At 66.8% G+C, this 24,043-nt stretch carries 24 protein-coding genes and 1 pseudogene; 13 read left to right on the top strand and 12 right to left on the bottom strand.

Annotated features, from left to right (window positions below):
• Positions 1-236 (top strand): hypothetical protein (locus BA895_RS24235; protein WP_217493934.1); only part of this gene is annotated, 236 nt, incomplete at its 5' end.
• Positions 237-463: 227 nt separating this feature from the next.
• On the opposite strand, the gene BA895_RS16220 is transcribed toward BA895_RS24235, so the two are convergent.
• The 6 genes from BA895_RS16220 to BA895_RS16195 form a co-directional block, all read right to left on the bottom strand.
• Positions 464-991: a hypothetical protein gene (locus tag BA895_RS16220; RefSeq protein ID WP_070192930.1), complete on the bottom strand. Its 528-nt coding sequence runs from the start codon at positions 989-991 to the stop codon at positions 464-466.
• A gap of 506 nt (positions 992-1,497) precedes the next feature.
• Positions 1,498-2,025: a SigE family RNA polymerase sigma factor gene (locus BA895_RS16215; RefSeq protein WP_217493933.1), complete on the bottom strand. Its 528-nt coding sequence runs from the start codon at positions 2,023-2,025 to the stop codon at positions 1,498-1,500.
• 249 nt (positions 2,026-2,274) lie between these two features.
• The gene (locus BA895_RS16210) at positions 2,275-2,829 is read right to left on the bottom strand and encodes a recombinase family protein (RefSeq protein ID WP_070192935.1); all 555 of its coding nucleotides are present in this window, start codon (positions 2,827-2,829) and stop codon (positions 2,275-2,277) included.
• Positions 2,830-3,267: 438 nt separating this feature from the next.
• Entirely contained in the window at positions 3,268-3,738 is a 471-nt protein-coding gene (locus BA895_RS16205; protein WP_139142724.1) for a hypothetical protein, read from the bottom strand.
• Positions 3,739-4,097: 359 nt separating this feature from the next.
• Positions 4,098-4,946 carry a chromosome condensation regulator gene (locus BA895_RS24740; protein ID WP_070192934.1) on the bottom strand — a complete coding sequence of 283 codons (849 nt, stop codon included), beginning with the start codon at positions 4,944-4,946 and terminating at the stop codon, positions 4,098-4,100.
• Positions 4,947-5,141: 195 nt separating this feature from the next.
• Positions 5,142-5,681, bottom strand: a complete 540-nt coding sequence (locus BA895_RS16195; RefSeq protein ID WP_070192928.1) for a GNAT family N-acetyltransferase — start codon at positions 5,679-5,681, stop codon at positions 5,142-5,144.
• Between the two features lie 1,192 nt (positions 5,682-6,873).
• Here BA895_RS16195 and BA895_RS16185 point away from each other — a divergent pair.
• From BA895_RS16185 to BA895_RS24735, 5 genes are all read left to right on the top strand, one after another.
• Positions 6,874-7,497 (top strand): hypothetical protein, encoded by a 624-nt coding sequence (locus BA895_RS16185; RefSeq protein WP_139142723.1) that lies wholly within the window; start codon positions 6,874-6,876, stop codon positions 7,495-7,497.
• 109 nt (positions 7,498-7,606) lie between these two features.
• The gene (locus BA895_RS23645) at positions 7,607-7,855 is read left to right on the top strand and encodes a hypothetical protein (protein WP_139142722.1); all 249 of its coding nucleotides are present in this window, start codon (positions 7,607-7,609) and stop codon (positions 7,853-7,855) included.
• A 1,351-nt stretch (positions 7,856-9,206) separates the two neighbouring features.
• On the top strand, positions 9,207-9,371 hold the full coding sequence (locus BA895_RS24020; RefSeq protein ID WP_175442354.1) for a hypothetical protein: 165 nt from the start codon (positions 9,207-9,209) through the stop codon (positions 9,369-9,371).
• Positions 9,368-10,837, top strand: a complete 1,470-nt coding sequence (locus BA895_RS16175; protein WP_070192924.1) for a hypothetical protein — start codon at positions 9,368-9,370, stop codon at positions 10,835-10,837. The genes BA895_RS24020 and BA895_RS16175 overlap by 4 nt, the downstream gene beginning before the upstream one ends.
• Positions 10,834-10,962 (top strand): hypothetical protein, encoded by a 129-nt coding sequence (locus tag BA895_RS24735; protein WP_256388456.1) that lies wholly within the window; start codon positions 10,834-10,836, stop codon positions 10,960-10,962. Before BA895_RS16175 ends, BA895_RS24735 begins: the two co-directional genes overlap by 4 nt.
• 409 nt (positions 10,963-11,371) lie before the next feature.
• Here the strand turns inward: BA895_RS24735 and BA895_RS16170 are convergent, their stop codons facing one another.
• The 3 genes from BA895_RS16170 to BA895_RS16160 form a co-directional block, all read right to left on the bottom strand.
• Positions 11,372-12,445 (bottom strand): IS630 family transposase, encoded by a 1,074-nt coding sequence (locus tag BA895_RS16170; RefSeq protein WP_139142721.1) that lies wholly within the window; start codon positions 12,443-12,445, stop codon positions 11,372-11,374.
• Between the two features lie 311 nt (positions 12,446-12,756).
• Positions 12,757-13,077 (bottom strand): Lsr2 family protein, encoded by a 321-nt coding sequence (locus BA895_RS16165; RefSeq protein ID WP_070192923.1) that lies wholly within the window; start codon positions 13,075-13,077, stop codon positions 12,757-12,759.
• Entirely contained in the window at positions 13,049-13,996 is a 948-nt protein-coding gene (locus BA895_RS16160) for a hypothetical protein (RefSeq protein ID WP_070192922.1), read from the bottom strand. The genes BA895_RS16165 and BA895_RS16160 overlap by 29 nt, the downstream gene beginning before the upstream one ends.
• A 123-nt stretch (positions 13,997-14,119) precedes the next feature.
• Here BA895_RS16160 and BA895_RS16155 point away from each other — a divergent pair, with 123 nt between their 5' ends.
• Positions 14,120-14,650: a hypothetical protein gene (locus BA895_RS16155; protein ID WP_070192921.1), complete on the top strand. Its 531-nt coding sequence runs from the start codon at positions 14,120-14,122 to the stop codon at positions 14,648-14,650.
• A gap of 391 nt (positions 14,651-15,041) precedes the next feature.
• Here BA895_RS16155 and BA895_RS16150 read toward each other — a convergent pair whose 3' ends face one another.
• Positions 15,042-16,301, bottom strand: a complete 1,260-nt coding sequence (locus BA895_RS16150) for an ABC transporter permease (protein WP_070192920.1) — start codon at positions 16,299-16,301, stop codon at positions 15,042-15,044.
• Positions 16,301-17,254, bottom strand: a complete 954-nt coding sequence (locus BA895_RS16145; RefSeq protein ID WP_070192919.1) for an ABC transporter ATP-binding protein — start codon at positions 17,252-17,254, stop codon at positions 16,301-16,303. Before BA895_RS16145 ends, BA895_RS16150 begins: the two co-directional genes overlap by 1 nt.
• Before the next feature lie 237 nt (positions 17,255-17,491).
• Between BA895_RS16145 and BA895_RS24815 the strand changes: the two genes are divergently transcribed.
• On the top strand, positions 17,492-17,692 hold the full coding sequence (locus tag BA895_RS24815) for a hypothetical protein (protein WP_070192918.1): 201 nt from the start codon (positions 17,492-17,494) through the stop codon (positions 17,690-17,692).
• Between the two features lie 352 nt (positions 17,693-18,044).
• Here the strand turns inward: BA895_RS24815 and BA895_RS16135 are convergent, their stop codons facing one another.
• Positions 18,045-18,539, bottom strand: a complete 495-nt coding sequence (locus BA895_RS16135; protein ID WP_371327727.1) for a MarR family winged helix-turn-helix transcriptional regulator — start codon at positions 18,537-18,539, stop codon at positions 18,045-18,047.
• Between the two features lie 44 nt (positions 18,540-18,583).
• Between BA895_RS16135 and BA895_RS24560 the strand changes: the two are divergent.
• From BA895_RS24560 to BA895_RS16120, 5 genes and pseudogenes are all read left to right on the top strand, one after another.
• Positions 18,584-18,928: pseudogene (locus tag BA895_RS24560) on the top strand (EamA family transporter); the annotation flags it as partial.
• A 175-nt stretch (positions 18,929-19,103) separates the two neighbouring features.
• Complete coding sequence (locus BA895_RS24555; protein WP_254666511.1) at positions 19,104-19,505, top strand: DMT family transporter; 402 nt, start codon at positions 19,104-19,106, stop codon at positions 19,503-19,505.
• A gap of 257 nt (positions 19,506-19,762) precedes the next feature.
• Entirely contained in the window at positions 19,763-20,536 is a 774-nt protein-coding gene (locus tag BA895_RS16130; RefSeq protein WP_254666510.1) for a chromosome condensation regulator, read from the top strand.
• Positions 20,537-20,984: 448 nt separating this feature from the next.
• The gene (locus BA895_RS16125) at positions 20,985-23,462 is read left to right on the top strand and encodes a PEP/pyruvate-binding domain-containing protein (protein ID WP_217493931.1); all 2,478 of its coding nucleotides are present in this window, start codon (positions 20,985-20,987) and stop codon (positions 23,460-23,462) included.
• Positions 23,463-23,486: 24 nt separating this feature from the next.
• The coding region (locus BA895_RS16120) for a TetR/AcrR family transcriptional regulator (RefSeq protein WP_070192916.1) at positions 23,487-24,043 on the top strand (557 nt) is incomplete at its 3' end.

Below are 24,043 nucleotides of genomic sequence, written 5' to 3'. Positions count from 1 at the left end.
GTCGGGGCCACGAGCCCCATCAACTACCGGGCGCCCCGCTCAAGTACGAAGAGCCGGTTAACGATGAGGTCGCCCTATTAGGGGCGACGCAGGATTTAGAACCACGGCTGCATGGAGACCGAGTCGCGCAGTTGTCTGACCACGTAGCTGAGCTGCTGCAGACAAGAATCGAGGCCAACGGGCTCGATGTGCCGGGCGCTCGAGTTCTGGGCCATTCCCTCACACTGCCTGGGTGATCCCGCTGACGCAGAGCCACGCGCGGCCTGCGGCAAAGTCGGACGTTAAGGGCGCTTGTCAGGTGCTCAGGATGGAATGGGCGGGAGCCCCTACGGTGCGGTGGAACACGGCCACCCTGGGCGGCGATTCGGACCTCTCGAGCCGGATGACGCTAGGAGGGAGAGAGCAGGTGTGATGTTGCCTCTCGGGTTCAGGTCTTCGAGGGGTTTGCGTCGGGTTTGGTGGCCTAGGGCTGCTGGCCGCGTGGACGGGTATAAAGCACTTTGCCGTTCCGGTCGAGTAGTACAACGTCGACGTTTGCCGCCTGGGTGAGCGGCGCCTCGTAAGCGAATCCGAACGCCCCGTCGCGGACGGGGACGGTGACCGGGTTCTGCCCGGGGATACGGAGTTCCAGCGTCGAGACGTTGGTGGGTAACACTCCGTTGCCCCAGAAGACGACGCCGGCCGCAGGTTTTGTCATCGTCGACAGTGATGCCGAGCTGAATGCCCCAGCTTCTAGGGAGGGTGATGCCGGTAGCGGGCCACGGGTCTCGAAGTAGACATTGCCGCTTATGCTCGTCGCCGGGATGGTGCAGCCGAAGCGTTGACCTTTGTTTTTGAGGACGGCGCTGAGCACCGTGTTGGTGCGTTGAGCGGCGATGACGGTGGCCCCGCGTAGGTCAGGAACGGGCCGGCCGGTGGACTCGGCTTCCGAGCAGATCTGAGCGATCAGCGAGCCCTGGCTGACAGCGGGTAGGAAGTACGTGAAAGGCACCTCCCCACTCTCTTGCCCACGTTGAGGGATCAGACACAGTCGTCCTGGGCCGCCGTCTCGCTCTTGGATAGCGACCACGTCACCAGTCCGGTAACGCGTCCGGTCAGCACTGACCACGCTCCAGCCCGACGTGGGGCCCGAAGTCTGGCGCCACCGTGGAATTGCGTCGTACTTGGCCATTTGCGGGGCGCAGCGGCGGACGACCTCCGCATTGGCCAGGGGGGCATTGACGATCTGGGCCGTCGTGGTCTGGCTCTGGGCCGTCGGCGTCGCTCTGGGAGAGGCCGCTGCGGGGGCAGCCGGTTGAGGACCGGCGCCGGTGTCGGGGCCTAGTCGTGCCGTGGCCAGGGGGATACCGATGGCGATGCACGCCACCAGGGCCAACGCCGGCAGAGCGCGGCGTCGGCGCCGTTCGGCTCGGGCTCGGCCCAGCAGCCGTGATAGGTCGGTGTGCAGGGGCGGTTCGGAGCCTTCTGCCGCTTCTAGGAGTCGTTGCCTCAGATCGGTCATTGTCGAACTCCTTCCATCGCGGCGTCCCCCAGCAGGGAGCGGAGGGTGGCCAGCGCCTGGGAGGTCTGGCTCTTGACCGTTCCTTCGCTACACCCCAACGCTTCGGCGGTCTCATTGACCGAGAGGTCGTGGTAGTAGCGCAGCACCACGCAGGCGCGTCGACGCGGCGGTAGGGCGGCCAGGGCGCGGACCATCTCGTCGCGGTCGGCGACGTGGCTAGCGGTGTCCAGCACGAGGTCAGGCCGGTCTGACTGGTCGAGCTGCTCACCCGTGGGTCGCTCACGCCGCCACGGCCGTCGTGACTCATCGATCAGCAGGCGCACGGTGACCCGCATGGCATACGCGAACAGCGCCCCTTGGTGCTCCACTCGCGTCCAGGCCCGGTACACCCTGACAAGGGCGTCCTGGGCAGTGTCCTCGGCCCGGTGCCAGTCGCCGCAGAGTAGGTAAGCAGTGCGCCTCAGTTGCGGAAGCGCCGCCGCAGCAAACGCGGTGAACTCATCGTCGTACGACTGCACCCTCACCCCGCCTTCCGTCCTGATGTGCCATCGGATGGTAGACGTAACCGAACCCCCTGACGGTTGGTCGCGAAGCGGCTTGAGTTTCTCTAGCGCCGACCGGACCGATCACCGACAAATCCCCGATGAGTGTTTACCGCACATCAAGCATGAGGGTGAAACGGCGCCCCGCCTTGTTGCTCCCAAGACCCCTCGTCTTCGATTGCGGTCAGAACTCAACGCCCATCACCAGCGAGGTCCGTTGACGTGTCAGCGTCAAGGCGCGACAGCTAGTAGTCGTGCGACGGTGGCTTGCGAGACGCGCAGATGTCGGGCGATAGCACGCAGGCTCAGGCCGGTGTCGCGTAGTTTGCGCGCTGATTTGGCCCGCTCGGGCGTAACGAGTCGAGGTCGGCCTACCTGCTTCCCGGGCGCGCGGGCGGCCGCGAGGCCGGCCTTTGTGCGGTCGATGAGCACTTCGCGCTCGAACTGCGAGAAGGCGCCGAAGATGTGGAAAGTGAGGCGGCCACCAGGTGTGGTGGTGTCGATGGTCTCCGTGAGGCTGCGGAACTCGATGCCGCGCGCGGCAAGCTGGTTGACCTGCGTGATGAGGTCACCCATCGAGCGGCCGAGGCGGTCAAGGCGCCAGACGGTGAGCACGTCGCCGGCCTGTGCCTCGTCGAGGGCCAGGCGCAGCTGAGGCCGGCTCATCGTGGCGCCGGTGGCGTGGTCGACGTAAACCCGTTCGGCGCCTCCGGCGCGCAGCGCGTCGAGCTGGAGGGCCGGGTTCTGCTCATCGAGGGAGACGCGTGCGTAGCCGATGATCGCTATAGCAGCAGGCAACCATGCCGGCACGCACCGAACCGGCAGGCTCGGCGGTTTCGGACTCGGGTTCTGGAGCGGTTTTGACGGGCGTGTCGGTGGGTGCTTGTCAGTTTCAGAAGTCGGCTGCGCGGATGTCAGAAGTGGGCTGCACTCGGAAGTAACCGCCCTCGGCTAGGCCGTCGTGGTAGGACCTCCGCGGGTGTCAACTTTTGAAGTCGTCTGCGACTCGTACGGCAGCGCGTAACAGATAGACCGTTCGATGCAAGGGCACCCTGCGTGGGTGTCACCCTCGACCGTGCGGCCCGGACGACCTAAACGGGACGGGTGCCGCCATGCCGGGGCGGGGCCGCTCCCTGACCTCGGGGCATCACCGGTGACGGTTCGCCTACGGGTAAGTGGATGTGGTGATCGTGACTGAGTTCTGTGGCCTGCGCGGAGCTGGCCTCAGACAAGCCGCGAAGGCGTCTGGATTACGAGGCAGGTGACGATGACCAGCAGTGAGGCGAGGGCGCCAGCTGCCGCAGACCAGGTAAAGATGGTGTCGGCCCGTTGTACTCCATTGGCGGCCCATGCGGCGTTTGAGGCGGCGATCACCGACCATGTTGCGATCGAAACCCCCGCCGCGCTGTGTGTTCGTACTGTCGTGACGATCTGCGCGAAGCGAGCCGTGAGCGAGGCTATGGACGCCAGGATCAGACACGGTCCGGGCCCGACTAACCAGAAAAGCACGGCGACGAGTGAGATGCAGCCCAGCAGGCTCACGAGAGCTCGCGGCGGCGCAAGCAGGCGCCACACGATCGCGGCGCTACCCAGGGCAAACGCTCCCTCGCTGAGCAACAGCACCCACTGGCCCGTGGCCACGCCGTAGCCGGCCCAGATGGCCCCGAGGAACAGCCCCTGCAACCACGCCGACACTGATACACCCTCAACCACTCGGAAGGCTCGATGCAGCTGCGGGAGAGTGCCCGCGGTCGTGAGCGCAGCGGCCACGAGGGCGAATGCGGTCGCTGCAGACATGACGCCAGCATCGCGCACGAGTGCCGGCCGGTCTCCTCGTTTTCCATTGTGACCCTGCCACTGCGACGCTTCCGGACGCGGTTGAAGCCGCTTCCAGTAGCTCCTGGCGACGGCTGCTGGTCTCACGCCTGAAGGAGGCCTATGTCAGAGACTGTTAAAGGACCCGGTGGCGGATCCCGTTGCGAGACTGAGAGGGGGCGGCCGCAGTTGGCGCCCGTAGGGCCTACTCGGCGGTTGGCAACTCCACCTACGTCGGCCTATTTGGCGCGCTGGATTCCGGCCCAGCCGTGGATCTCGCATTGATGATCTGCGTTGTTGCCGGCGCTGAGGACCATGCCGTTGGCACGAAGGCCCAGGGTGTGGGTAGAACCGGCAGCCACAGCAATGACGTCGCGCCAGCCACCCACGTCACATTGCCCAAGGCCGTTGTCTCCCGTGGCGACGACTCGACCCGAGACGGTGACCCCGACCGTGTGGTAGCTCCCAGCAGCCACCCCGGCCACGTCCCGCCAGTCATCCACCCCGCACGCCGCCGAGGACCCACCGGCGGCGACGACTCGGCCATCGCTGCGAACGCCCACCGTGTGCAGATACCCAGCCGCGATGTCGCAGACGTCGCGCCACGTATCGAGGTCGCACTGTCCCCGGCGGTTGACCCCGGCGGCCACCGCGGTCCCCTCAGCGCGGAGCCCAACGGAATGCCAGTCACCGCAAGAGATGGCAACCACCTCACTCCAGCCGTCCACGGCGCAGGCGCCCTCGGATTCTCGACCAGCCGCGAGAACCCCGCCATCGCCGCGTAGCCCAAGCGTGCGTCGCCACCCGGCCGCCACCGCGACGAGGTCCCGCCAGGTATCGAGCCCGCACTGCCCGTCGCCGTTCCAACCCGTCGCCACCGCGGTGCCGTCGGATCGCAGGCCAACCGTGTGCGACCGTCCCGTGTTCGTCGCGGTGTGCACATTGCCAGCAGCGACGGCAACGATGTCCCGCCACCGGCCGACATCGAGTTCGTTGGAAGTGCCCCCGCCCACGGCGACGACGGTCCCATCCTGTCGGCGACCGACCGAGTGACGCTTCCCAGCCGCCAGAGCGACTCCAGCTCGCATCTCACCTTCTTCACCGAACATCCGCATCGTCCATCGCACTGTACCCAGCAAACCTTGGGTCCTCAGCGGCAATAGGACGCGCGAACCTGTCCCTACAGTCGAACCCAGTGCGGGACGCAGGGAGTGTTCGTCTTTCGAGACTACGCGCGTGCTGACCGTCTCTTCAGGTAGACCGGGACGAACGCGTCGGGACCCCTAAACGCATGGTCGATCGACGCGGAAGAGGTGACTCCGCCGTTGCGTTCCGTCCCGTCGGATCCGGACATCCTGGTGTAAGCCGAGGTCACGTGCACCAAGCTTGCGGATCGCTGCGGCTGAGCGATGATTGCGTTCGTCAGTGCGAAGTTGAACCCACTGGGCACCCTGGGTGAAGATCATTTCGAATAGCAGGCGCTTACTTATCGCGTTGCAGCCGGTTCCCCAGACATCTGGATCGAACTGAGTACCGCCAACCTCGACACCATCGGGATCGCTCGGATCGAACAGCACTGAGGTCATACCGACAACGCGGGCGTCCACACGAATGATGAACGTCTGCCGCAGGCCCTCGCGCACGTTGGCCTGGATCATCGCGTCCAGAGCGGGAGCATCCCGCGGGATGGCGCGAGGTATGTGCTCCCAAGACCGTTCGTCGGACAGGGCGGCGAACAGCGGGTCAGCGTCGCTGCCGCTGTAGGACCGCATGGACAGTGCGCCATCGCGGATCTCGGCGGGAACCTTCAACGGCCAAATCACTGGTCCATTATCGACGCGCCCCACGGACAGACACCGAACGACCGACTCGGGGCGCGCGTGTTCCGCAAGCGGAACGTCCTACGGACGTTCTAGAAGACGAGGCGAGTGAAGTCGTCGCCGCCTCGATGCAGTAAGCACCGATCCCAGAAGACCCGCCCGCGATAATGCCCGGGAAGGTTCCTCAACCGGGACGCGTTCGAGGCGGCCCACCCGAACCGATGAACCCGTCGCGTACAGCCGACCGCGGTCGCGTGAGCAGAAGACGGTAAGTGCATCAGACGCCCCGTGCGGTGAATAGCAATCCACAACGATGCATGGCCAATCATTTGAGCGACGTCCGCAATTCGGCATGTGGGTGAAACGCCGACGGCGCGCTCGATCCCCTGCAGCGGTAGCACCGTCGGCGCCACATGTTGCGCAGAAGCGCAGCCCCCTCGAATGCGTTCAAATCTCAGCCACACAAGCGGAGGCGTCGACCGGGGTGCGTCCAGAAGCGAGCGACAACGCGTCCGGTTGTCACGGTCATAGCCTAAAGCGCATGCGCGGTGGCATCCTCATCCGCCGAGGCCTTCGCTCGGTGTCGCTGCAGGAGCGACTGCGTGTCGGCCTATACCGTGAGGTGTTATCCGACCGATCGGGCGATCAGTGGGTCGACCAGGTAGCGGTTCGGTGTGCGAACGAGAAGCACGTCGTCACGCTCCTCGTTCGGTGAGGAACCAACCTTCGACTTTGACGAAGGGCGTGTCGGAAAGCGGTGCTGGATCAGGAGATGGCCGCGTTGCGGCGGCGGGCGCCCCGACGGTGCGGCCATCATCACGTCAACGCCAACGCTGTCGATCCAGTCGCTAAGGCGGGTCTACCGAGGGTGAACACCGGCAGCCTGCGCGGTGGCTTTCCTTGGTGATCGCGTTCAGCGGTTCGTGGCGGCCGCTTACGACTGGCAGTGAGTGCGTGGGTCCGGATTCGCCGATTGGAATGGAGAGTTGACGATGACGGTGTCCGAGACGGGGAAGACGGAACACGTTCTGGAGTTGCTGACCCAGGCCCAGCGACAGGTGAGCTCTGCGCGAGTTCACCTTCAGGGTTTGCAGGGGGGGCCGCCGCCGCCTCACGGGCGCTGACTAGGGCAGAGACGCAGACCCGGGTGGCCGCCGCTGCTGACCCGGTCAGGGGAGTCCGTGAAAGGGAGATCGTGGCTCAAGAGATGGCGCTCGTTGGCCGACCGTGCCGCAGCGCCGTCGACGATGGCGTTGCGATCACCCGCGAGGTGATTGTCGCTATCGCACTGGGCAAGCAAGCCAGCGCATCCGTTTGGGACATCCCACAGGCGGGGATGCGGGCCCAGAGCGTTGCCGACCTGGCGGCTCTACGGGTCCATGTCGAGGCGTTGACCACCCTCCTAGAACTTGCGCCGCCGATGGCAGCCGCTGCCAGCGAACACCTCACCGACGTCGCGCACCTCGCGGCTGAAGTCCGGGGGTTGGAGCTCGGCTTGCGAGCCCGCCCTTTCCATGTCGACCGCGCCGAGGTGGCCGTCATAGTGGCGGGCCGAGACCTTGTGCGCGCGCAACAGGGCAGTCATCATCTGCGTAGCACTATCGAAACGGCGCAGGTCACCGCGAACCACAGTGTCGCTTTTGCGGACCACGTTCTCCAAGGGTGCAAGAGACTGCCCCGCGATCCTGCTGGGATGGACCCGTTCGGTTACCCACAGGTGCTCGGGCTCGACGTGTCCGAAGCATTGAGGTTGGGGGTGGATGGCAGGTGTCCGGGGGCCAACGAGACCCTGTCTGAAGCGAGCGGCAGGCATCGTTGACCAACAGACGGAGGCGAGCAACAGGGAACACCGGGAAGCGACGTGGTCGCAGGAACCGTACGTTCCCGCACCGACGGCGGCCCACATCCTGGTCCGTCACGGTGGCGACATGAGCCAAGCCGTGCAAGACCCACAGATGGTGGAACACCTCGTCGACCAGCTCGGGTACCGGGCGGGAATGGACGCCGTCTATGACTGTGACGAAAACCCGAACGTCATCGGAAGCGAGTTCGTAGACCCCATGGTGGAGGATCCTGCTGGACCTATGGTCGTTCGGGAAGTGCTCAACAAGCTCAGGCGTGAAGCAGGGGTCCAACCCGATCGGCGAGGTCGACGTCCGACGGATGGCTGGCTTTGAGCTCTTTCCCGAGAGCGGCACACCGTCACCTCCCAGCAACCCTGCTCAGGGAGTCAGCGACGCTGCCCGCGGCCGGCTGAACACTCGGACACGGAACCCCACCCCTGGAGCGGCAACTCGGGAGCCACCACGACCCGGTCGGTGACGCAAGAACCACAGGCCCAGCTACGACGGTGAGATCCGCGGCCCGGGCCGACGGTGATATCCGCAGATTCACGATGCCCACGCCCGACGGCGATCCCGAGGCTTCTGCCACCCCACGCCCGGTTTCGTGACCGCGCCCAAGGCTCGGAAGGGGCCTGCAGGCGGTGGTTCCGATCAACCGTAGCCGGCGACGACGTTGAGCATCGGCGGAGAACCGTTGACAGAAGCCTGGCCAGCCCGGCCTGTTTCACCTGCTCGTCTCCGAGGTCACGCAGGGCGGCCGCCCACCTGACTCCCACCGGGGCAGCAGGTAGTTCACAGCGACCACTGCGACCGCGGTACGCAACACGGTTGTCCCCTCAACCCAGCTCTGAACAGCGACGACCACACCGAGGATGTACCGCAGGCGCCTAACAAGTCCCACCAAAGACAACCACGAGAAGGCACAAGCCACGCCTTGGCCTAGGCCGAGCAAGATCTGCCATGGTATCGCCCAGAGGGCGGGGGCCACGTCTGAGCGGGTGGCACCGACAGGGACCACTGCCTCGCTGGCACAGCAGCTTCATCGCCGGCGCCAGCGCGTCCTGTTCGGCGGCCGTGAGCCGGCGCGCCCGATAGCGAACGCGCAACGCTGCGGCTTCCTCCACCCCGCACAGGAACAACGCGTCAACGACGAGGCCGGCAACAACGACGATCCACGCCGCGACGGGCGGGACCACCTCACCGATCACCATCGTCCGCACTGACCGACGAGCACCCCTGGTGCATCGCCAACTCCTTCGCTGCCTCCACTCTCCTCACGCCCTCACCAAGCACTCGTGCGATCTGTGGGTCCCTGCTGCATTCCTGACCGCCAGCCGTTCACGAGTCGGCTTTGGTTCGTGAGGCCAGCGTCTTCCCCACCTCCCTCACCTCGGCGGCCAAATCCACAGACCCATCGCGCTCAGCTGCAAAGCCGAGGGCGGGCCTATGGGGTGAGGCATCAACACATTCTTCACGAGAAGGAGCAGTTTTGACTACGACGAGCGACATCTCCCGGGCAGAAGCTCAGGACGCCCTTTGTTCGGTGGTCCGGCTCTTGGCCCGAGCCGCGGACCAAGCAGCCGGTCAAGCGACGGACGCAGGCACGGGCCCGAGACAGGTTGGCCTGCTCGCTCTCAGCCTGGGGGCCCAGCTGGTAGCCGGCCAAGCGCTCGAGCTGCTACCCGTGAGCGCCGAGGTCGACGAGCCGATCCCGCTGCAGACCGACCCGCTGCAGCTGCTCCGCGCCGCCGAGGCGTTGACCCGAATGCACCCCATCGTGGCCTTCCCCACGGGCACATCGGCGGTCATCGTCGCGATCTGCCACCTCATCCGCGAGCACCACTCGTGAGCGCGGCCGACTTCCGCAGTGTTGGTGAGCTCCTGTTGGACTCAGAACTCATCGCACGGGACGTGCTCATGGACGTCGATCAGGTGGGCGGGCGCACCATGGTGCGTACCTGGGGTGAACTGGTCCAAAGCGCAGGCGACCTCTGGCAGGCGTTGCCGAAAACGGCGCGTAACCCTCTCGGCGGCGATGCCGTCGAACCCGATGACACCTACATGGAGCAACTGCAGGGAATCACCCGCACCATGCTGCGTACCCGGGCTGAGCGATGGCCCGGAGACGGGCCAGCCGACTCCCGGCTACTGCGAATTTCCGAGAACCTGCTCAAGGCCCGCGAGCTGGTCACGCACCAGCGCAGCGACGTCCGGCCGATGCGTGCCGAAGTACGGGAGGACCTCCTAGCGGCCAAGTCCCGGCTGATGCACACGCTGTACGTCGCCTCGCACGGCGTCAACGTCGCGCTCAGGCAGGACATCCGCACCCTGGAAGGGATCCAGGCGGACCGTCACGTCATCGCAGCACCGGAGTCCTTGACCCGTTCCCGGGCAGCGTTTGCGCGAGTGTCAGCGTTCGAGCAGCTGGCGGGCTCCTACGTCGCGCGCACGTACCCCGGCGCGCTGGGCGGCGAACACAAACCGAAACCCTCCGGCAGTCGACTCGGGCAGGCCCTGGCCTGCTTCGACGTCCAGGTGCACCGCACCCTCAGCGCAAATGCCCGGGGAGCGGACTTGATCGTCACCGCCCAGAGTCAAGCCCTGATTATGTTGGCAGGTCACACCCTCCTGCGAGCCGGCGCCGAGACCGGCGCCGTCGACCCGAGCCAGTACCGCTCGCGCCTCTCACCCGCGCTTGAGGACGCCCAAAACAGTTGGGCAGCAATGTCCAGTACCTGGCGCGTTCTGACACCACCCAGCGCCCGGCGGCCTGATCGGGACCTCGGCCACGCCGCCAGCGAGGCCCGTGCTGCCATTATGGAGATCATTCACGACCGCGCTACCTTGGCCAGCCCGACCGTCATGGCCGATCGCGTCGATCTCGCGGCCACGGCCCGCACCATTCAAGACGCGCTCAGCGCAGCCGTCGACCAAGCCCACCTCGTCCACACGGTCATCCGCGAGCCGACTCTGAACGGCAGCGCGCGCGCCGTCAACGCAATGGCTATGGGCATTGTCAAAGATCGGCCGCCAGGCCGCCCTGGAACATCCGAGCAGCCGTGGGTCAGTCCGAGGGACCTGCTGGCTAACCGGCTCGTGCCATTGCCGGAGCCCGTCCGCGAAGCGATACACGACGCCGCCGCCCAGACTGTCCAAACCGTGACCCGGGCTATGAGCGCTGCAGCCTTCCTCCACCATCTCTCTGTTGGAAACCCAGACGAAACGGACCCGACGGTCCGAGGCCCAGTCCGCGACAAAACCCCTTTGCCGCGACTGCACGCTAACAGTCCAAATCGGTGTGAGCCTCGACCGTGAATCTGCTGGCGGAGGACACGCGCGAGCTGCCGGTGGTGCAGCTGTTGTCGGTGGACTACTCGGTGGTGCAGGCGCAGAAACACGCCGCGGGTGCGCCGCGACAGTGGGAGCAGCCCGGCGGGTGAGGACGCCGTGGGCCACATCGGGGTGCCGGTCGAACGACAAGAATCTGCCTGCCAAGCCGGGCCGATTACACCTTGGGCCGGTCCCGGGGCTGGCTCGCGACCAAGATTCACACCCTCACGGGTCATTCCACCTGCCCAGTACAGGTGCGTCTGACGGGCGGACAGGCGGGGGACAACCCGTCGCTGGTGCGCGCCTAGATCGCCGAGCCCGGCCGGGCACGGACAGCCGAGCACGGTTGCTGGCGTACAAGACGTACTCCCATCCTGCGAGGCGGGAAGTGTCGCGCCGGCGCAGGACCGGGTTCACGATCCCGGAGAAGTCACATCAGCTCGGCCCACCGCAAAGCGGTGGCCGAGCTCAGTACCACGGCCACCCAAAAGCCTCGGTACCCGTCGTGCCTCAGGTGCCCTAGTGGCTCGTGTTTGAAGTGGTCTGACGGTTGGCCTTCTTGAGGATCTCCTCGGCGGTCTTGGTCCAGACGAAGGGGTGGCAGCGGTCGTTCCAGCCGTTGACGAAAGTGCGGATCTTCTTGTTGAGGTCGCGGACCGAGGTGAAGGTGCCGCGGTGGATGGCTTGGCGTTCGATGATCCCGAACCAGACTTCGACGAGGTTGAGCCACGACCCCGAGGTCGGGGTGAAGTGGGCGTGGATCCGCGGGTTCGCCGCGAGCCAGTCGCGGATCTCGACCCGTTTGTGAGCGGCGTAGTTGTCCATGACCAGGTGCAGCTCGCCCTCGGGGTAGGCCCGGGCGACCTGCTTGAGGAACGCCAGGAACTCCTGATGGCGGTGGCGCGGCTTGACCGCGCCAGTCACCTTCCCGGTCGCGATCTCCAGGGCCGCGAACAGCGTCGTCGTGCCGTGCCGCTTGTAGTCATGGGTCCGCCGCTCGGGCAGCCCGGGCTGCATCGGCAGCATCGGCGCGGTCCGGTCCAGCGCCTGGATCTGGGACTTCTCGTCGATGCACAGCACGATGGCGTTCTCGGGCGGCGCGAGGTAGAGCCCGACGACGTCGGTGACCTTCGCGACGAGCTCGGGATCGGTGGAGAACTTGAACGTCTCAACCCGCCACGGGGCCACCCCATAGTCGCGCCACGCCTTGGCAACGGTGCCGTTGCTGATCTTCAGGTGCTTGCCCAACAGCCGCGACGACCAGTGCGTCACCCCGTACTTCTTCGGTGGTGGCTTCAACGTCTCGGCGACGATCTTGCGATGGTCTAGTCGCCGGGGCCGACCCGATCGAGCCTCATCCTCGAGCCCCGCAATCCCGTGCGCGGCATACCGATTGCGCCACGTGATCACCGTCGGGCGCGACACCCCGACCTTCCCCGCGATCGCCGTGTTTGCCTCACCGTCGGCCGCCAGCAAAACGATCCGCGCCCGCTGCGCCAACCCCGCCCGCACCGACGAGGCCCGCGTCAACCGGGCCAGCTCCTCCCGGTCACCCTCACGCAACCCCAACGCCTCTGCGGGACGGTTCGCCATGGGCCCATTGTCCCAGTCCGCTAACTGTCAAATCAGTTACGACACGCGCCACTAGCACCAGGTGGACGAGCCGCTTTCGGCGTGGCGACATTCCGGGACGCAGGTCGGCCGGAGGTGTGGACGAACGACCCCACCCGGTCAGCTCGACTTGGGGTGTCTCGGGAATCTTCAGCTAAACAAGACGGGCTAATGCGTGTCCCGACCATGAGAATGACCGTGGAGATCCGGTCCCGGAGCGCAGGACGTCTGTGGAGTGAACTGGGTCGGCCAGGTCTCGTGAATTCGACGGCTGGCGGAAGGTCGGCCCAGGTTCAGTCAGCGGCGTCGAAGGCCTGCGCCACAGGGGCGGGGATACGGCCCCGGGCCGGGACCGCGATGTCCGCGGACGCGGCCCAAGCGCGAATCTCCGCGTTGCGCGAGGGCCCCGCTGATCGCAGCGTGGTGCGGATGCGTCGCTGGTGTCCCGCGGTCTTGGCCCGAGCGGTGTAGGGGGCGACGGCATCTCGCAAAGCGGCGGCGTTCTCTCCCGAAAGGTCAATTTCGTAGGTTGTCCCGTCGAGAGCGAACCGCACGGTCTCGACCGCTTCCGCTCCATCGAGGTCGTCAATGAGGGTGGTGATCGTCTTGCGCATGGTCGTGATCCTCTTCCACGGCGGGCCGTTTCGGCAATTGGTGTTTGGTTTGGTGGGTGCCGAGGCGTTGGACTCGGGCGCCGCAGACCCGACATCGGCGCAGCTTGGTGCCAGCCTCCCACTGGTCGATGGTGGCGGCCCACCACCATGTCCCCTTGCCCATGGTGGCGCCCGTCGGATGGCCGTCCGGTGGCGGGAAGTGCGGGTGCTGCCGCAGCCCCCTCACGTTGGTGCGGGTCCAACCGAAGCGGGCCACGATCTGCTTGGACGTCAACCTTGCCGGGAGGAAGTCGCCGGCCTGGGCGATCTCGGCGCGAGTGCGCGGTACGCTGCGCCCGACACACTGGGCGATGACCGCGATCGGTAGGCCCTCATCCCAGAGCTGGCGAAGCTGGTAGGGGTTGATCCGGCCACCGGAGAGCGGTCTGGGGATCCCGTCCACGACGAGCCGCACGAACGTGACCCCCATCCTGGCGTGGGCGGCGATCTGCCTGTCCGTGGACCCGGCCCGGCGTGCGCGGGCCCACTGTTGCTGCATCTCGTACGGGACCTGAGTAATCAGGTGAACCGCGAGGCGGGCGGTTTGCCGCTCGACATCGTTGGCGGGTACGCCGGCCGCCGGTCCGAGTGAGGCGGACGGTTGGCGGGCGACCAGTCTCAGGACGAGCCAGCGCAGGTTCCGTTCCGAGAGGATGGGGGCCAGCCGGCCCAGACCGTGCCACCGCAGCCAGGCCTCTACCGCTTCGATGCGCCACTGGCGCACACCGTTGCGGGCGCCTACCGGGCCCGGGAACCTTAGGTGTCGAACCATCGGGTCGAGCCAGACCGGGAGGACGCCGACGACACGGGCGACTTCGGGCTCGAGCAGAAGATGACCCAGCGCACGCGCAGGCGGTCGGGTTTCCATGGCCACCATCATCGCTGCACCTCTACCGTTTCACCGGGAGCGGGCGGAGGCAGGCCCTGTCGCGGCGGTGGCGGGATCCGCTCAGCGTGTCTCTCGTCCTTGACCGCGGTTCTCTCGGCAGGAGAACGTGGGCAGGTGTCCCAGCCTTCCTACGGTGACCCGGACGGGTACGGCGTCTACGGCGTCCTGCAGCAGACCGACGATGGCCTGCTGCTCTGTGCTGACTGCGGGCTCCGCTTCGAACACTTGGGCCTGCACGCCGCCCACGTCCACGACGGCGCCGCCAACTACCGGGTCCGCCACGGGCTGAAGCGAACCCGCGGCCTCGTCGCGGACAGTGTCCGCGCCAAGCAGGTGCAGAACGGGACCCGGATCAGCGCCTCACCGGCCGGGCAGGCCCTGGCCCAGGCACGGGACCCGCGCCGCGCAGCACGGATCTGGCGGGAGATGGGCGCCCCGGTCTCAGCCGAAGCCGCCCAGGAGCGCGACCAGCGCATGTCCGCGGTGGGCAAGGCGGGCCGCAAGGGCACCGTCACGGTCTGCGCCGAATGCCAAGTCGAGTTTTGTGCCCTCATAGCCGCAGGCAAACGGCGGTACTGCGGCCGGTCCTGCGCCAACCGGGCGAACCGGCGAGCCCCGCGCCGACCAGGATCAGGCCCGCCGTGATCGCAGGCTCCGTCGATCGAACAGGTGTTCCATAATGGGGGGATGGCAGGTGGGTCCGGGCGAGGCGTCGAGCACCATGTGCCCGCGCCGCCGCCAGCCCGCTCTCACGTCTGGGTTCAAAGCCCACCCGGGACGCCCGGCCCGGTCCCGGGCTTGATTTTGAGATGGTCCGCGGACCCGCCGGCGGGTGGCGCGCACTGACGGTGTTCTACCTCGAGGAGCAGGACACCCTGGTCCAGCAATGGGTTGAGGCATCGATGCTGACCCCTGTCGCAGATCAGATCCGCAGATGACCCCGCCTCGTCGCGCCGGGTGGCTGTCTCGTCGAACGCGATTTCATCGCGGCGCCCTCGGGGAGTGCACGGGGCTGCGCCGGCGGGGCCTGCCCGCCTCAGTTGGCCGGGGTGTCGGTCTGGGTCGGCGCGGGGGAGTGGCGGCGTCTGCCGAGGGCGGAGGTGAGGGAGACCTTGGAGGTGTACTGGATGCTGCCGTAGCGGAAGATCCGCACGGCTAGGAGCAGGACGAGGGAGCCGAGCACGATGAGCTCGGTGATGACGATCGCGGCTTGCCATCCGGGGAGGGAGCCGAGGCCGTTGCGGAGCATGGCGGTGAAGGGGGCGGTGTAGGGGAAGAAGGTAAAGATCTGCACGATGGGCGAGGCGGGGTTACTCACCACGAGGGACAGAGCGTAGAACGGGACGAAGAGCAGCACCATCATGGCCCCGAAAATGGAGCCTGCTTCCTTGGCGGTGGGCATGATCGCTCCGGCCGCGACGAGGGTTCCGGTGAAGAGCAGGAACCCGCCGAAGAGCAGCAGAGCGCCGGTGATCATCGGCCCCGGCTGGAACTGCAGCTGGGACAGGTCGAGGCTCGGTAGTGCGAGCTGGTCTCGGAAGAAGAAGTAGGCCACCAGGACGGGGGTGGTGAAGAGCAGGATCTGGACGAGGCCGATCAGGAACAGCGAGATGATCTTGCCGACGATCAGGGTCGTCGCATTCAAGGTGGTCAGGATCATCTCGGTGACCCGGTTCTCCTTCTCCTCCAGGGTGGAGTTGAGCATCTGGTTGCCCAGCAAAAAGATCACGAGGTAGAAGACCAGCAGGTACAGCAACGGTGGGATGACGGAGTTCAGCCCGCCGCTCTCATGCCCGTCGCGGTAGGTGATGGCCTCGAAGGTGGCGCCGTCTGCGGCCAGGGTGCTCAGCTGGGGCGAGCCGATCTTGTCGGTGACCGCGGTTTTGAGAAGACGCTCGGCCACCGCCTGGTACTGACCGTTCTTGAAGATGCCCTCGTCCTGCCCATAGACGCGGACCGTCTGGGTGGCGGGATCGGTGGGGTAGGCGAAGTAGGCCTGGACCCGCCCGGCGCGCACGTCCGCGACCGCCTGGCCGGGGTTCGTGGTGGGAGCGCCGCCAAGAGCCTGAGCTTGGATGGGGGTGATCAGACCGGAGGGGTCGGTGTAGACGAACCGGATCGAGGCGTTCGCTTGGTCTTTGACGTTCTGGTCGGTGGAGCTGCCGCTGACGTAGACCAGGGCGAAGATGATGGCGATGACGACCGGGACGGCCAGGGTGACGATCCAGAACGTCTTTTTCTTCAGGGTCCGCCCGAACTCGAACCCGATCACGGTGCCCAGGTTGTGCGTGGCCATCAGTTCGCCACGGCCTGGGCGGTCTCGGAGGGTTCGTCGTGGTCGCCGTAGATCGTCACGAAGATCTCGTCCATCGACTTCTTGGTCGTCGTGAAACTGGAGACCGCGATCCCGGCTTCGACCAGGTCGCGCAGCACGGCTGCTTCGTCGGCGTCATTGTTCAGGGACAGTTCGGCATAGTTCCGGTCAACGAGCGTGGCCTCCCAGTCGAGGGAGGTGGCGGGGAGCTGCCCGGCGTAGCGCAGCCGCACGGTCCGCCCGCCGAAGCGGTCTTGGATCTCGCTGATGGTGCCGTACGCCTCTGCGCGGCCGTCTTTGAGCATGATGACCCGGTCACAGAGTCGTTCGACCTCTTCCATCTGGTGGGTCACCATCAGCACGGTTGCGCCGGCCTTCTTCTGGTCCTCGATGATGCCCATCAGCAGCCGCCGGTTGACCGGGTCGAACCCTTTGGTCGGCTCGTCCAGGATGAGCAGGTCGGGTGTGTTCATGATCGTGACGCCGAGCTGGATCTTCTGCTGCTGCCCGCCGGAGAGCTTGTCGACCCGGGTGCCGGCCTTGTCGGTGAGGTCGACCCGCTCCAGGTAGTCCATCGACCAGGTCTTCGCCTCCTTGGGGGTGAGGCCTTTGAGGCGGCCGAAGTAGACCATCACGTCGAGAACCTTCTCCTTCTTGTACAGGCCGCGCTCCTCGGGCAGGTACCCCAGGGTGGAGCCCTGTTGTGGGGTGAAGACGTGCCCGTTCACGAGCAGGGTGCCGCCGGTGGGTTGGTAGATCCCCAACAAAGCCCGGATCGTGGTGGTCTTGCCCGACCCGTTGGACCCGATGAACCCGAACGTCTCCCCCCGCATGACGTCGAACGAGAGGTGCTCGATGACCGTGGTGCGCCCGAAGGTCATGGTGAACCCGTCGACCTCGATTACCCGGTCTTGTTCTACATCCCCTGATGCCATGCCGCACACAGTACTGGGGTGACCCGGACCGGGCCTGGCAGCCAGAGCAGCGGCGACAGGTTCGCAGGAGCGTGACCTCGGAAACTTGGGCCAGGGTTGAGGCTACGACCCGCCCCGTCGCTGACGGTCTGGTGCGAGGTGAGTGCTCCCGCGAGGACCTGAGGTAGGGCCGCTCCGAGGCCACTTCCTGCCGTGCGCTCTACATCGCGGGCCCTCCCCTGGCTATCCAGCGGGGAAGTGTTCACCACGGCGTTGAGCGACGGTCTGATGCGGGCTGGACCGGACGCGCATCTTTGCACGCGGATGGTGGCGAAGCCGCAACGGCGCCTGACTGACGTCGACGCGATCGCCATCTCCGCGTCCGCCAAGGGGTTGACCACTGGGGCGATCTCCGCGCACTTCTCCGAGAAGGCGGTCGAGCCGCCGTTGAATGTCTGAGTCTCTGTCTTCATCACGTTGGGTGGACGCCCCGCAACCTGAACCAGTGGGCGCGCACTTGCACCGAAGTTGACCACGAGCAGGGCAGACCCACGACCTGCGCCATCCGGTGCTGGCTTCGACGTGCAGAAAGGACCTCACCCGTGGGCAGGACAACCGCTTTTCGTATCAATGACGCCAGTTCGCTACGCTCAGGGAACTCCTGATGAAGCTCGCCGCTTCTGTGCACGTCTCCAGCCGTTTGTCATTTCTCGGTTCGGGGGATCGTACTTTCAAACGCACTCGGATCCTGCGTCGTAGCCTCCACGGAACCGTTCCGCCTTGTTGCGAGAGATGTTGACTTGTGCCTGCCTCACAGGCAGGCGAGCCAGGTTTTGAGGATCGGTTCGAGGGTTTCGCGGTCGTGGACGCTGAGCATGGCGGCCAGACGGACTTCGTTGGCCATGTGCGCCGTGAATGCTTCGTCGATGAGGTGGCGGCCGCGGTCGGTGAGGCGGATTCGTTTGGCTCGCGCGTCCGGGCTGTTGGCGGTGGAGCGGACGACGAAGCCGCTGGCCTCGAGGCGGTCGATCCTTTTGGTAGTTCCTCCTGTGGTGACCATGGTCAGTCGGGCCAACTCTGATGGTTGGCATTCGAACGGTTCGCCTGAGCGCCGCAGGGCACACAGCAGGTCGAACTCGCCCTCGCTCAGGCCGAAATCCCGGTAGACCTCAACGAGCTCTTCGGTCAGGGCAAGGGCCAACCGGTGTAGTCGGCCGATGACGCCTTGGGGACTCACGTCGACGTCTGGACGTTCCCGCCGCCACTGGCTTTGAATGAGGTCCACATGATCTTCCCCGTCCGACACCCCATTCATGCTACTCGCTTCCATGGAAGCGTACACTCACTTCCATGGAAGCGAATGTGGTCAGAGCGGCGACAGTCACGGCCTGTGCACCCATTGCGTGGGGCTCGACCTACTACGTCACCCGGCACTACCTTCCGCCAGGACTACCGCTACTCGGTGCAAGCATTCGAGCCCTTCCTGCCGGACTGATCCTGTTGGCGTTGCGCCCAGACTTGCCGAGGGGATCGTGGTGGTGGCGCACGGCGTTGATCTCGGTGCTGACTGTGGGCGGGTTCTTCGTCTTGATCTATGTGGCCGGCCAGCGGCTGCCTTCCAGTGTGGCCTCGACGCTCATGGCCTTGTCCGCAGCCGCGATCATGCTGTTCGCTTGGCCGTTGGCCGGCGAGCGGCCGCCAGCCCGCGGAGTCGTGGGAGCTGCGGCCGGACTGGTTGGAGTAGTTCTGCTGCTGCAGGCGGGATCCCAACAGCTCGACCCGGTTGGCGTGCTCGCGTCCCTGGTGGCGATGGGTTCCTCCTCGCTCGGTTTCGTGCTCACCAAGCGGTGGAACCCCCCCCGTCTCGCCCATGACATTCACCGGGTGGCAGCTCACTATCGCGGGGGTCCTGCTGGCGCCGTTGGCGGTTGCAGTAGAAGGACCACCGCCGGCGCTGTCGCTGGGAGAGGTACTCGCGTTCGGCTACGTCGCCTTACCCGCAACCGCGGTCGCCTACAGCGTCTGGTTCTACGGGTTGCGGCGCCTACCCGCTGGGACCGTAGGCGTCATCGGCCTGCTGAATCCACTCACCGGAACCCTGCTGGGCGCCGTCCTTGGCAGCGAACGACTCACCACCGCTCAGATTGCTGGCGCGGCCCTCATCCTCGGCGGTGTCCTCATCGGTCTGCCCCAACACAGGACCCGCCCCCCACCTACGAAGGAGACCCCACCACGAGACCCAGTCGGCTGTCAGTCTCAACAACCCCGGTAACGTGATGCCGGTGACTCGTAGGTCTCGAGCTGAGGGGCATCCGACAACCGGGGCCAGCACGTGCCCGCCATCGGCTCTCGGGGCAGTTGGGCGCGGGGGGATGCTGCCCTTCACCGCCGCGGACGGAGTGTTTGTTGACTACCGTGTGATGGACGATGCGGGTATCCGGGGCGGGAGGTGAGATCCGACCTGGAGTCGCTTTGGCGGCCGGGAGGCGTCACTCGGTCGGTCGCCGCCAGGATGGGACCGTCGTCGCCGTGGGCGGCACCTCTAGCGAGCTCGATATCGGCCGGTGGGTGAACATCGTTGCCGTCGCTGCTGGGAACGTGCATACCGCGACGAACACGGGACGGTCGCACACGGTTGGCCTTCGATCCGACGGCACCGCGGTGGCCACGGGTTGGAAAGGCGACGGGCAGTGCGGGCTCGATACCTGGAAGGACCTCGTCGCGGTGGCGGCCGGGTGGCGACGCACGCTGGGGCTCCGCGCCGATGGAAGAGTTCTCGCGACGGGTCGAGAATCCGAGGGCGCCTGCGCCGTGGACGGCTGGAGTGAGGTGATAGCCATCTCCTGCGGGGACTGGCACTCCGTCGGGTTCCGCGCTGACGGAACCGCGGTGGCCGCCGGGGTCAACCGCCGGGGACAGTGCGACCTCGACACGTGGCGCGACGTCACCGACATCGCGGCCGGCTACTTGCATACGGTGGGCGTACGCAGCGACGGTCGAGTCCTCGCGGCCGGTGCTCGGCCCTCGCCGGCGTGCGCGGTCGATGACTGGCAGGACGTGACCGCGGTGGCCGCGGGGAGGTACCACACTGTTGGTGTCACTGCTTCGGGTCAAGTCGTCGCCACGGGAGACAACGGCCTTGGGCAATGTGACGTGGGCGGCTGGCGCGATGTCATAGCTGTGGCCGCCGGTTCCACTCACACCCTGGGCCTTCGTGCCGACGGCACGGTCCTCAGCGCCGGCAACAATGCAGACCATCAATGCGAGGTCCACGCCTGGACCGGAATCCAGGCCGCCACGTAGGCCGTCCTCGCTGGCGCTGCCCACCGTCAAAGTACGGAGCGACGAGCGCCGGGTACCGCCGCCCCTCATTCTGGCAACAAGATCCCCCACGCCAGGCCCGCGGACGTTGGTGGGCCATCATCAGCCGGGAGGGATTACGAACCAGGGCAGTCACCGTGGGCCTGGCCGCGTGAGTGTGGGTGACTTGGTGCTGGCCGGTGCCGCCGGTGGCTCCGATGATCGTGAGGTGCGAAAGCAGTGTCACCCAGGAGCTCGGTCCTTCCAGGTCCTGGTGCGGAGTGCCCGGTTTGTAGCGGTGGTGTGGCGTCTTCGGTTCTGATGATCGCCCGTCAGACCTGCCTGACTGTCTCACCACCGGGGTGGAGTGAGGTCGTGCCCCCAGTCCGGACTAGAGAACGAAACGTACTCTATACTCCGGACAACGGTCGTGAAGAAGTTCAGGAGGGCAATGATGACGACGTCGTGCTGGTTTGTGGCTCCGCTGTCGGCGATTCGGGCAGGCGATCGAGGTCTGGCCGGGGGTAAGGGCGCCAATCTGGGTGAGCTGGTCGCGGCCGGGTTCATCGTCCCGGCCGGCTTCGTGGTCTCGACGCGGTTGTATCGAGAGGCGCTCGAGCGAGCCGGGCTGCAGGCGCCGGCGGGTGACCGATTGCTGACGGTTCGGGCCGCGGCGTCGCTGCGTTCTGCTATCGAGGCGATGACCATTCCGGAGGAGCTGGCCTCCCAGGTCCGGGATGCGTACACAGTGCTGGGGGAGGGGCCGGTAGCGGTCCGGTCCAGCGCGACCGCGGAGGACCTACCGGGGGCGGCGTTCGCGGGCCAGCAGGAAACGTTCCTGCAGGTGCTGGGTGCGGATGCGGTGTTGGAGGCGGTCCGCGGGTGCTGGGCGTCGCTGTGGGCGCAGCGGGCGGTGCTGTACCGCGAGCGCGTCGGCTATCGGGACGTGCCGGCCATCGCGGTGGTCGTCCAGCGGATGGTGGCCTCGGAGTTCGCGGGGGTGGCCTTTACGGCGAACCCGGTGAGCGGGGTGCGTGATGAGGTCGTGATCGAAGCCAGCCCTGGCCTGGGGGAGTCGGTGGTCTCGGGTGTGGTGACTCCTGAGCACGTAGTGGTTGATGGGCGAGGCCGGATCAAAGAACGGCGAGCCGGTGGTGCGGGGGTGATCATCCGCGGGCAGGCCTCGGGTGGGGTCAGCAGGCAGGCCGGCGGTGGTAGCGCGGTCGCGGGTCTCGACGCCGGCGTGGTGAGGGAGCTGGCCGGTACGGCGGTGCGGATCGCCGCGCACTTCGGCCGGCCGCAGGACATCGAATGGGCCTACGACGGCGGGACCCTGTGGGTGGTCCAGACCCGGCCGTTAACGGCACTCCCGCCGGCTCCCGTTAAGGCGAACCGGGTCGATCGGGCGGCGGGTGCGGTGTGCGCGGAGCTCGTGCCCACCCGGCCCTACCCGTTGGATGTCACCGCCTGGACCGTCCCGGGGTGGTTCGCGATCCTGGCCAGGATGGTGTGGGAGCTGGCCGGGGTCCGCATCGACGTCAAAGCGATGTTCCCTGAGAGCGGCGGTGTGGTGACCCAGCTGCTGCCGCCGCGGCCGCGCCCGACCTGGCGCACGCTGACGACACCTGGTCGGGTTCGTCGTCGCTGGCGCCGTTACGACCCGGCCCTGTGGACCCGCGATCCGCGGTTCGCCGCGTACGAAGACCGGCTTGACGAGCTGGCGGGTCAAGACCCGTCAGCGATGAGCTGGTCGGAGCTGATGCAGGTACCGGCTCAGGTGCTCGATCTGATGAACGCCTTCGTTGAGCTGCGCATCGACTATTTGCCCGCCGTCGCGGCTCGCCTACTCCGCCTGAAGGTCCTGCTTGCCCTGACCGGTGCAGGGGCGCAGTTCTGGCCACTGATGTCAGGGGCGCCGACACTCACCCGGGCCGGCAACGACGCCCTGCAGGCCATGGCGGAACAGATTCGCTTGAACCCTCAGTGGCGTCACGCTTTCACCACGCTGGCCGACGATCCCCTGATTGAGGCCGTCTGGGCCACGGACACCTTCGACCCACTCCGGGCCGCGCTCCGGGCCTGGCTGAAAGCCTTCGGCCACCGCGAAACAACGAGCGCGGCGCTGCTCTGCGGCCCGACCTGGGAAAGCGACCCGCAGCTGCTGCTGGGTCAGTTGCGTGCTCTGCTGTCCGAACCAGCAACCCCGGCCACGATGGTGGATCAGCGGGCGGCCGCGCAGACAACGGTGGTGCGCCGTCGGCGGGTCCGGTGGACCGGCACCGGTGAGGTCATTCTTCGCGCGGCTGCCGCGGCCGGCGCCGGGATGGCGTTTCGGGAGGACAGCCACTTCCACGCCTTGCGGGCGCGCCCTGTCCTGATCCGGATGGTCGTTGAGGCCGGGCGCCGCCTCCACCACGCCGAGGTGGTGGGTGACCCGAGCGACATCTACCACCTGCACCTGGCCGAGCTTCAGTCGCTGGGCGACCCGGCACAGGTCGGTTCCCCGCAGAAAGCTGAGGTCCAACAACTGATCAGGTCGAGAGCTGCCACTAGGGCTGAGTTTGGTCAGGCTCCGCTCATCTCTCCGGCCACGCTCAATCCCGGGGTTCGCCGTCCTGACCCGGACGCTCTGGTGTCCGGTACACCCGGTGGCGGGGGCCAGGCCACCGGCCCGGTACGGGTGATCCGCGAACCCCATGAGTTCGGTCGGCTTGCCCCTGGTGAGGTCCTGGTCTGCCCGTACACCAACCCGGCCTGGACCCCGTTGTTCCAGCGGGCCGCGGCCGTGGTCGCCGACACCGGATCGTTCGGGTCCCACGCGGCCATCGTGGCCCGCGAGTACGGGATACCGGTCGTGATGGGGACCGGTATCGGCACGCGCGTACTGAGCGACGGTCAACGCGTGCGTGTCGAATGGTGCCCGCGGTGACGTCGTCACCGCCCAGGAGGATCAATGAGACAGCCTGCCACTGCTTCCGATGAAGCCCAGGACCACCGAAGCCGGCCCCGGCGCCGCGGGGAACAGCTGCTTGCCGCCGTCTTCACCGCGGTCCTGACTGAGCTGACCGAGCACGGGTACGGCCCGCTCACGATCGACGCCGTCGCCGCCCGCGCCAAGGTCAGCAAAGCGTCAATGTACCGGCGCTGGCCCGGCAAGCGGGACCTGGTGCTGGCCGCCGTGCAAAGCGCGCTACCCCACCCGCAGGACTTGGCCGACACCGGCAGCCTGCGAGGGGACCTGCTCGCCTACTTCACCCAGACCGCCACCCACCTGCAAGGGCCAGCAGGACCGGCGCTGCGCGGCATCCTCGGAGACCTTCTCGGTGACCCCACCGGCGCGGCCGAGCTGTACAGCGCCGCCCACCGCGGGCGCAGCACCGCGCAGCTGCGGACCCTGCTTCAGCGAGCGGCCGACCGCGAGGAAGTCCCCGCGGATCGGCTGCACACCGTGACCGCCCGCCAGCTCGAAGCCGGGCACGCCGTGCTGCGACAGCACTACCTATGGGAAGG

The sequence above is a fragment of the Humibacillus sp. DSM 29435 genome, assembly GCF_001758225.1.
Classification (GTDB): Bacteria; Actinomycetota; Actinomycetes; order Actinomycetales; family Dermatophilaceae; genus DSM-29435.
This window is presented reverse-complemented; position numbering and strand designations above follow the sequence as displayed.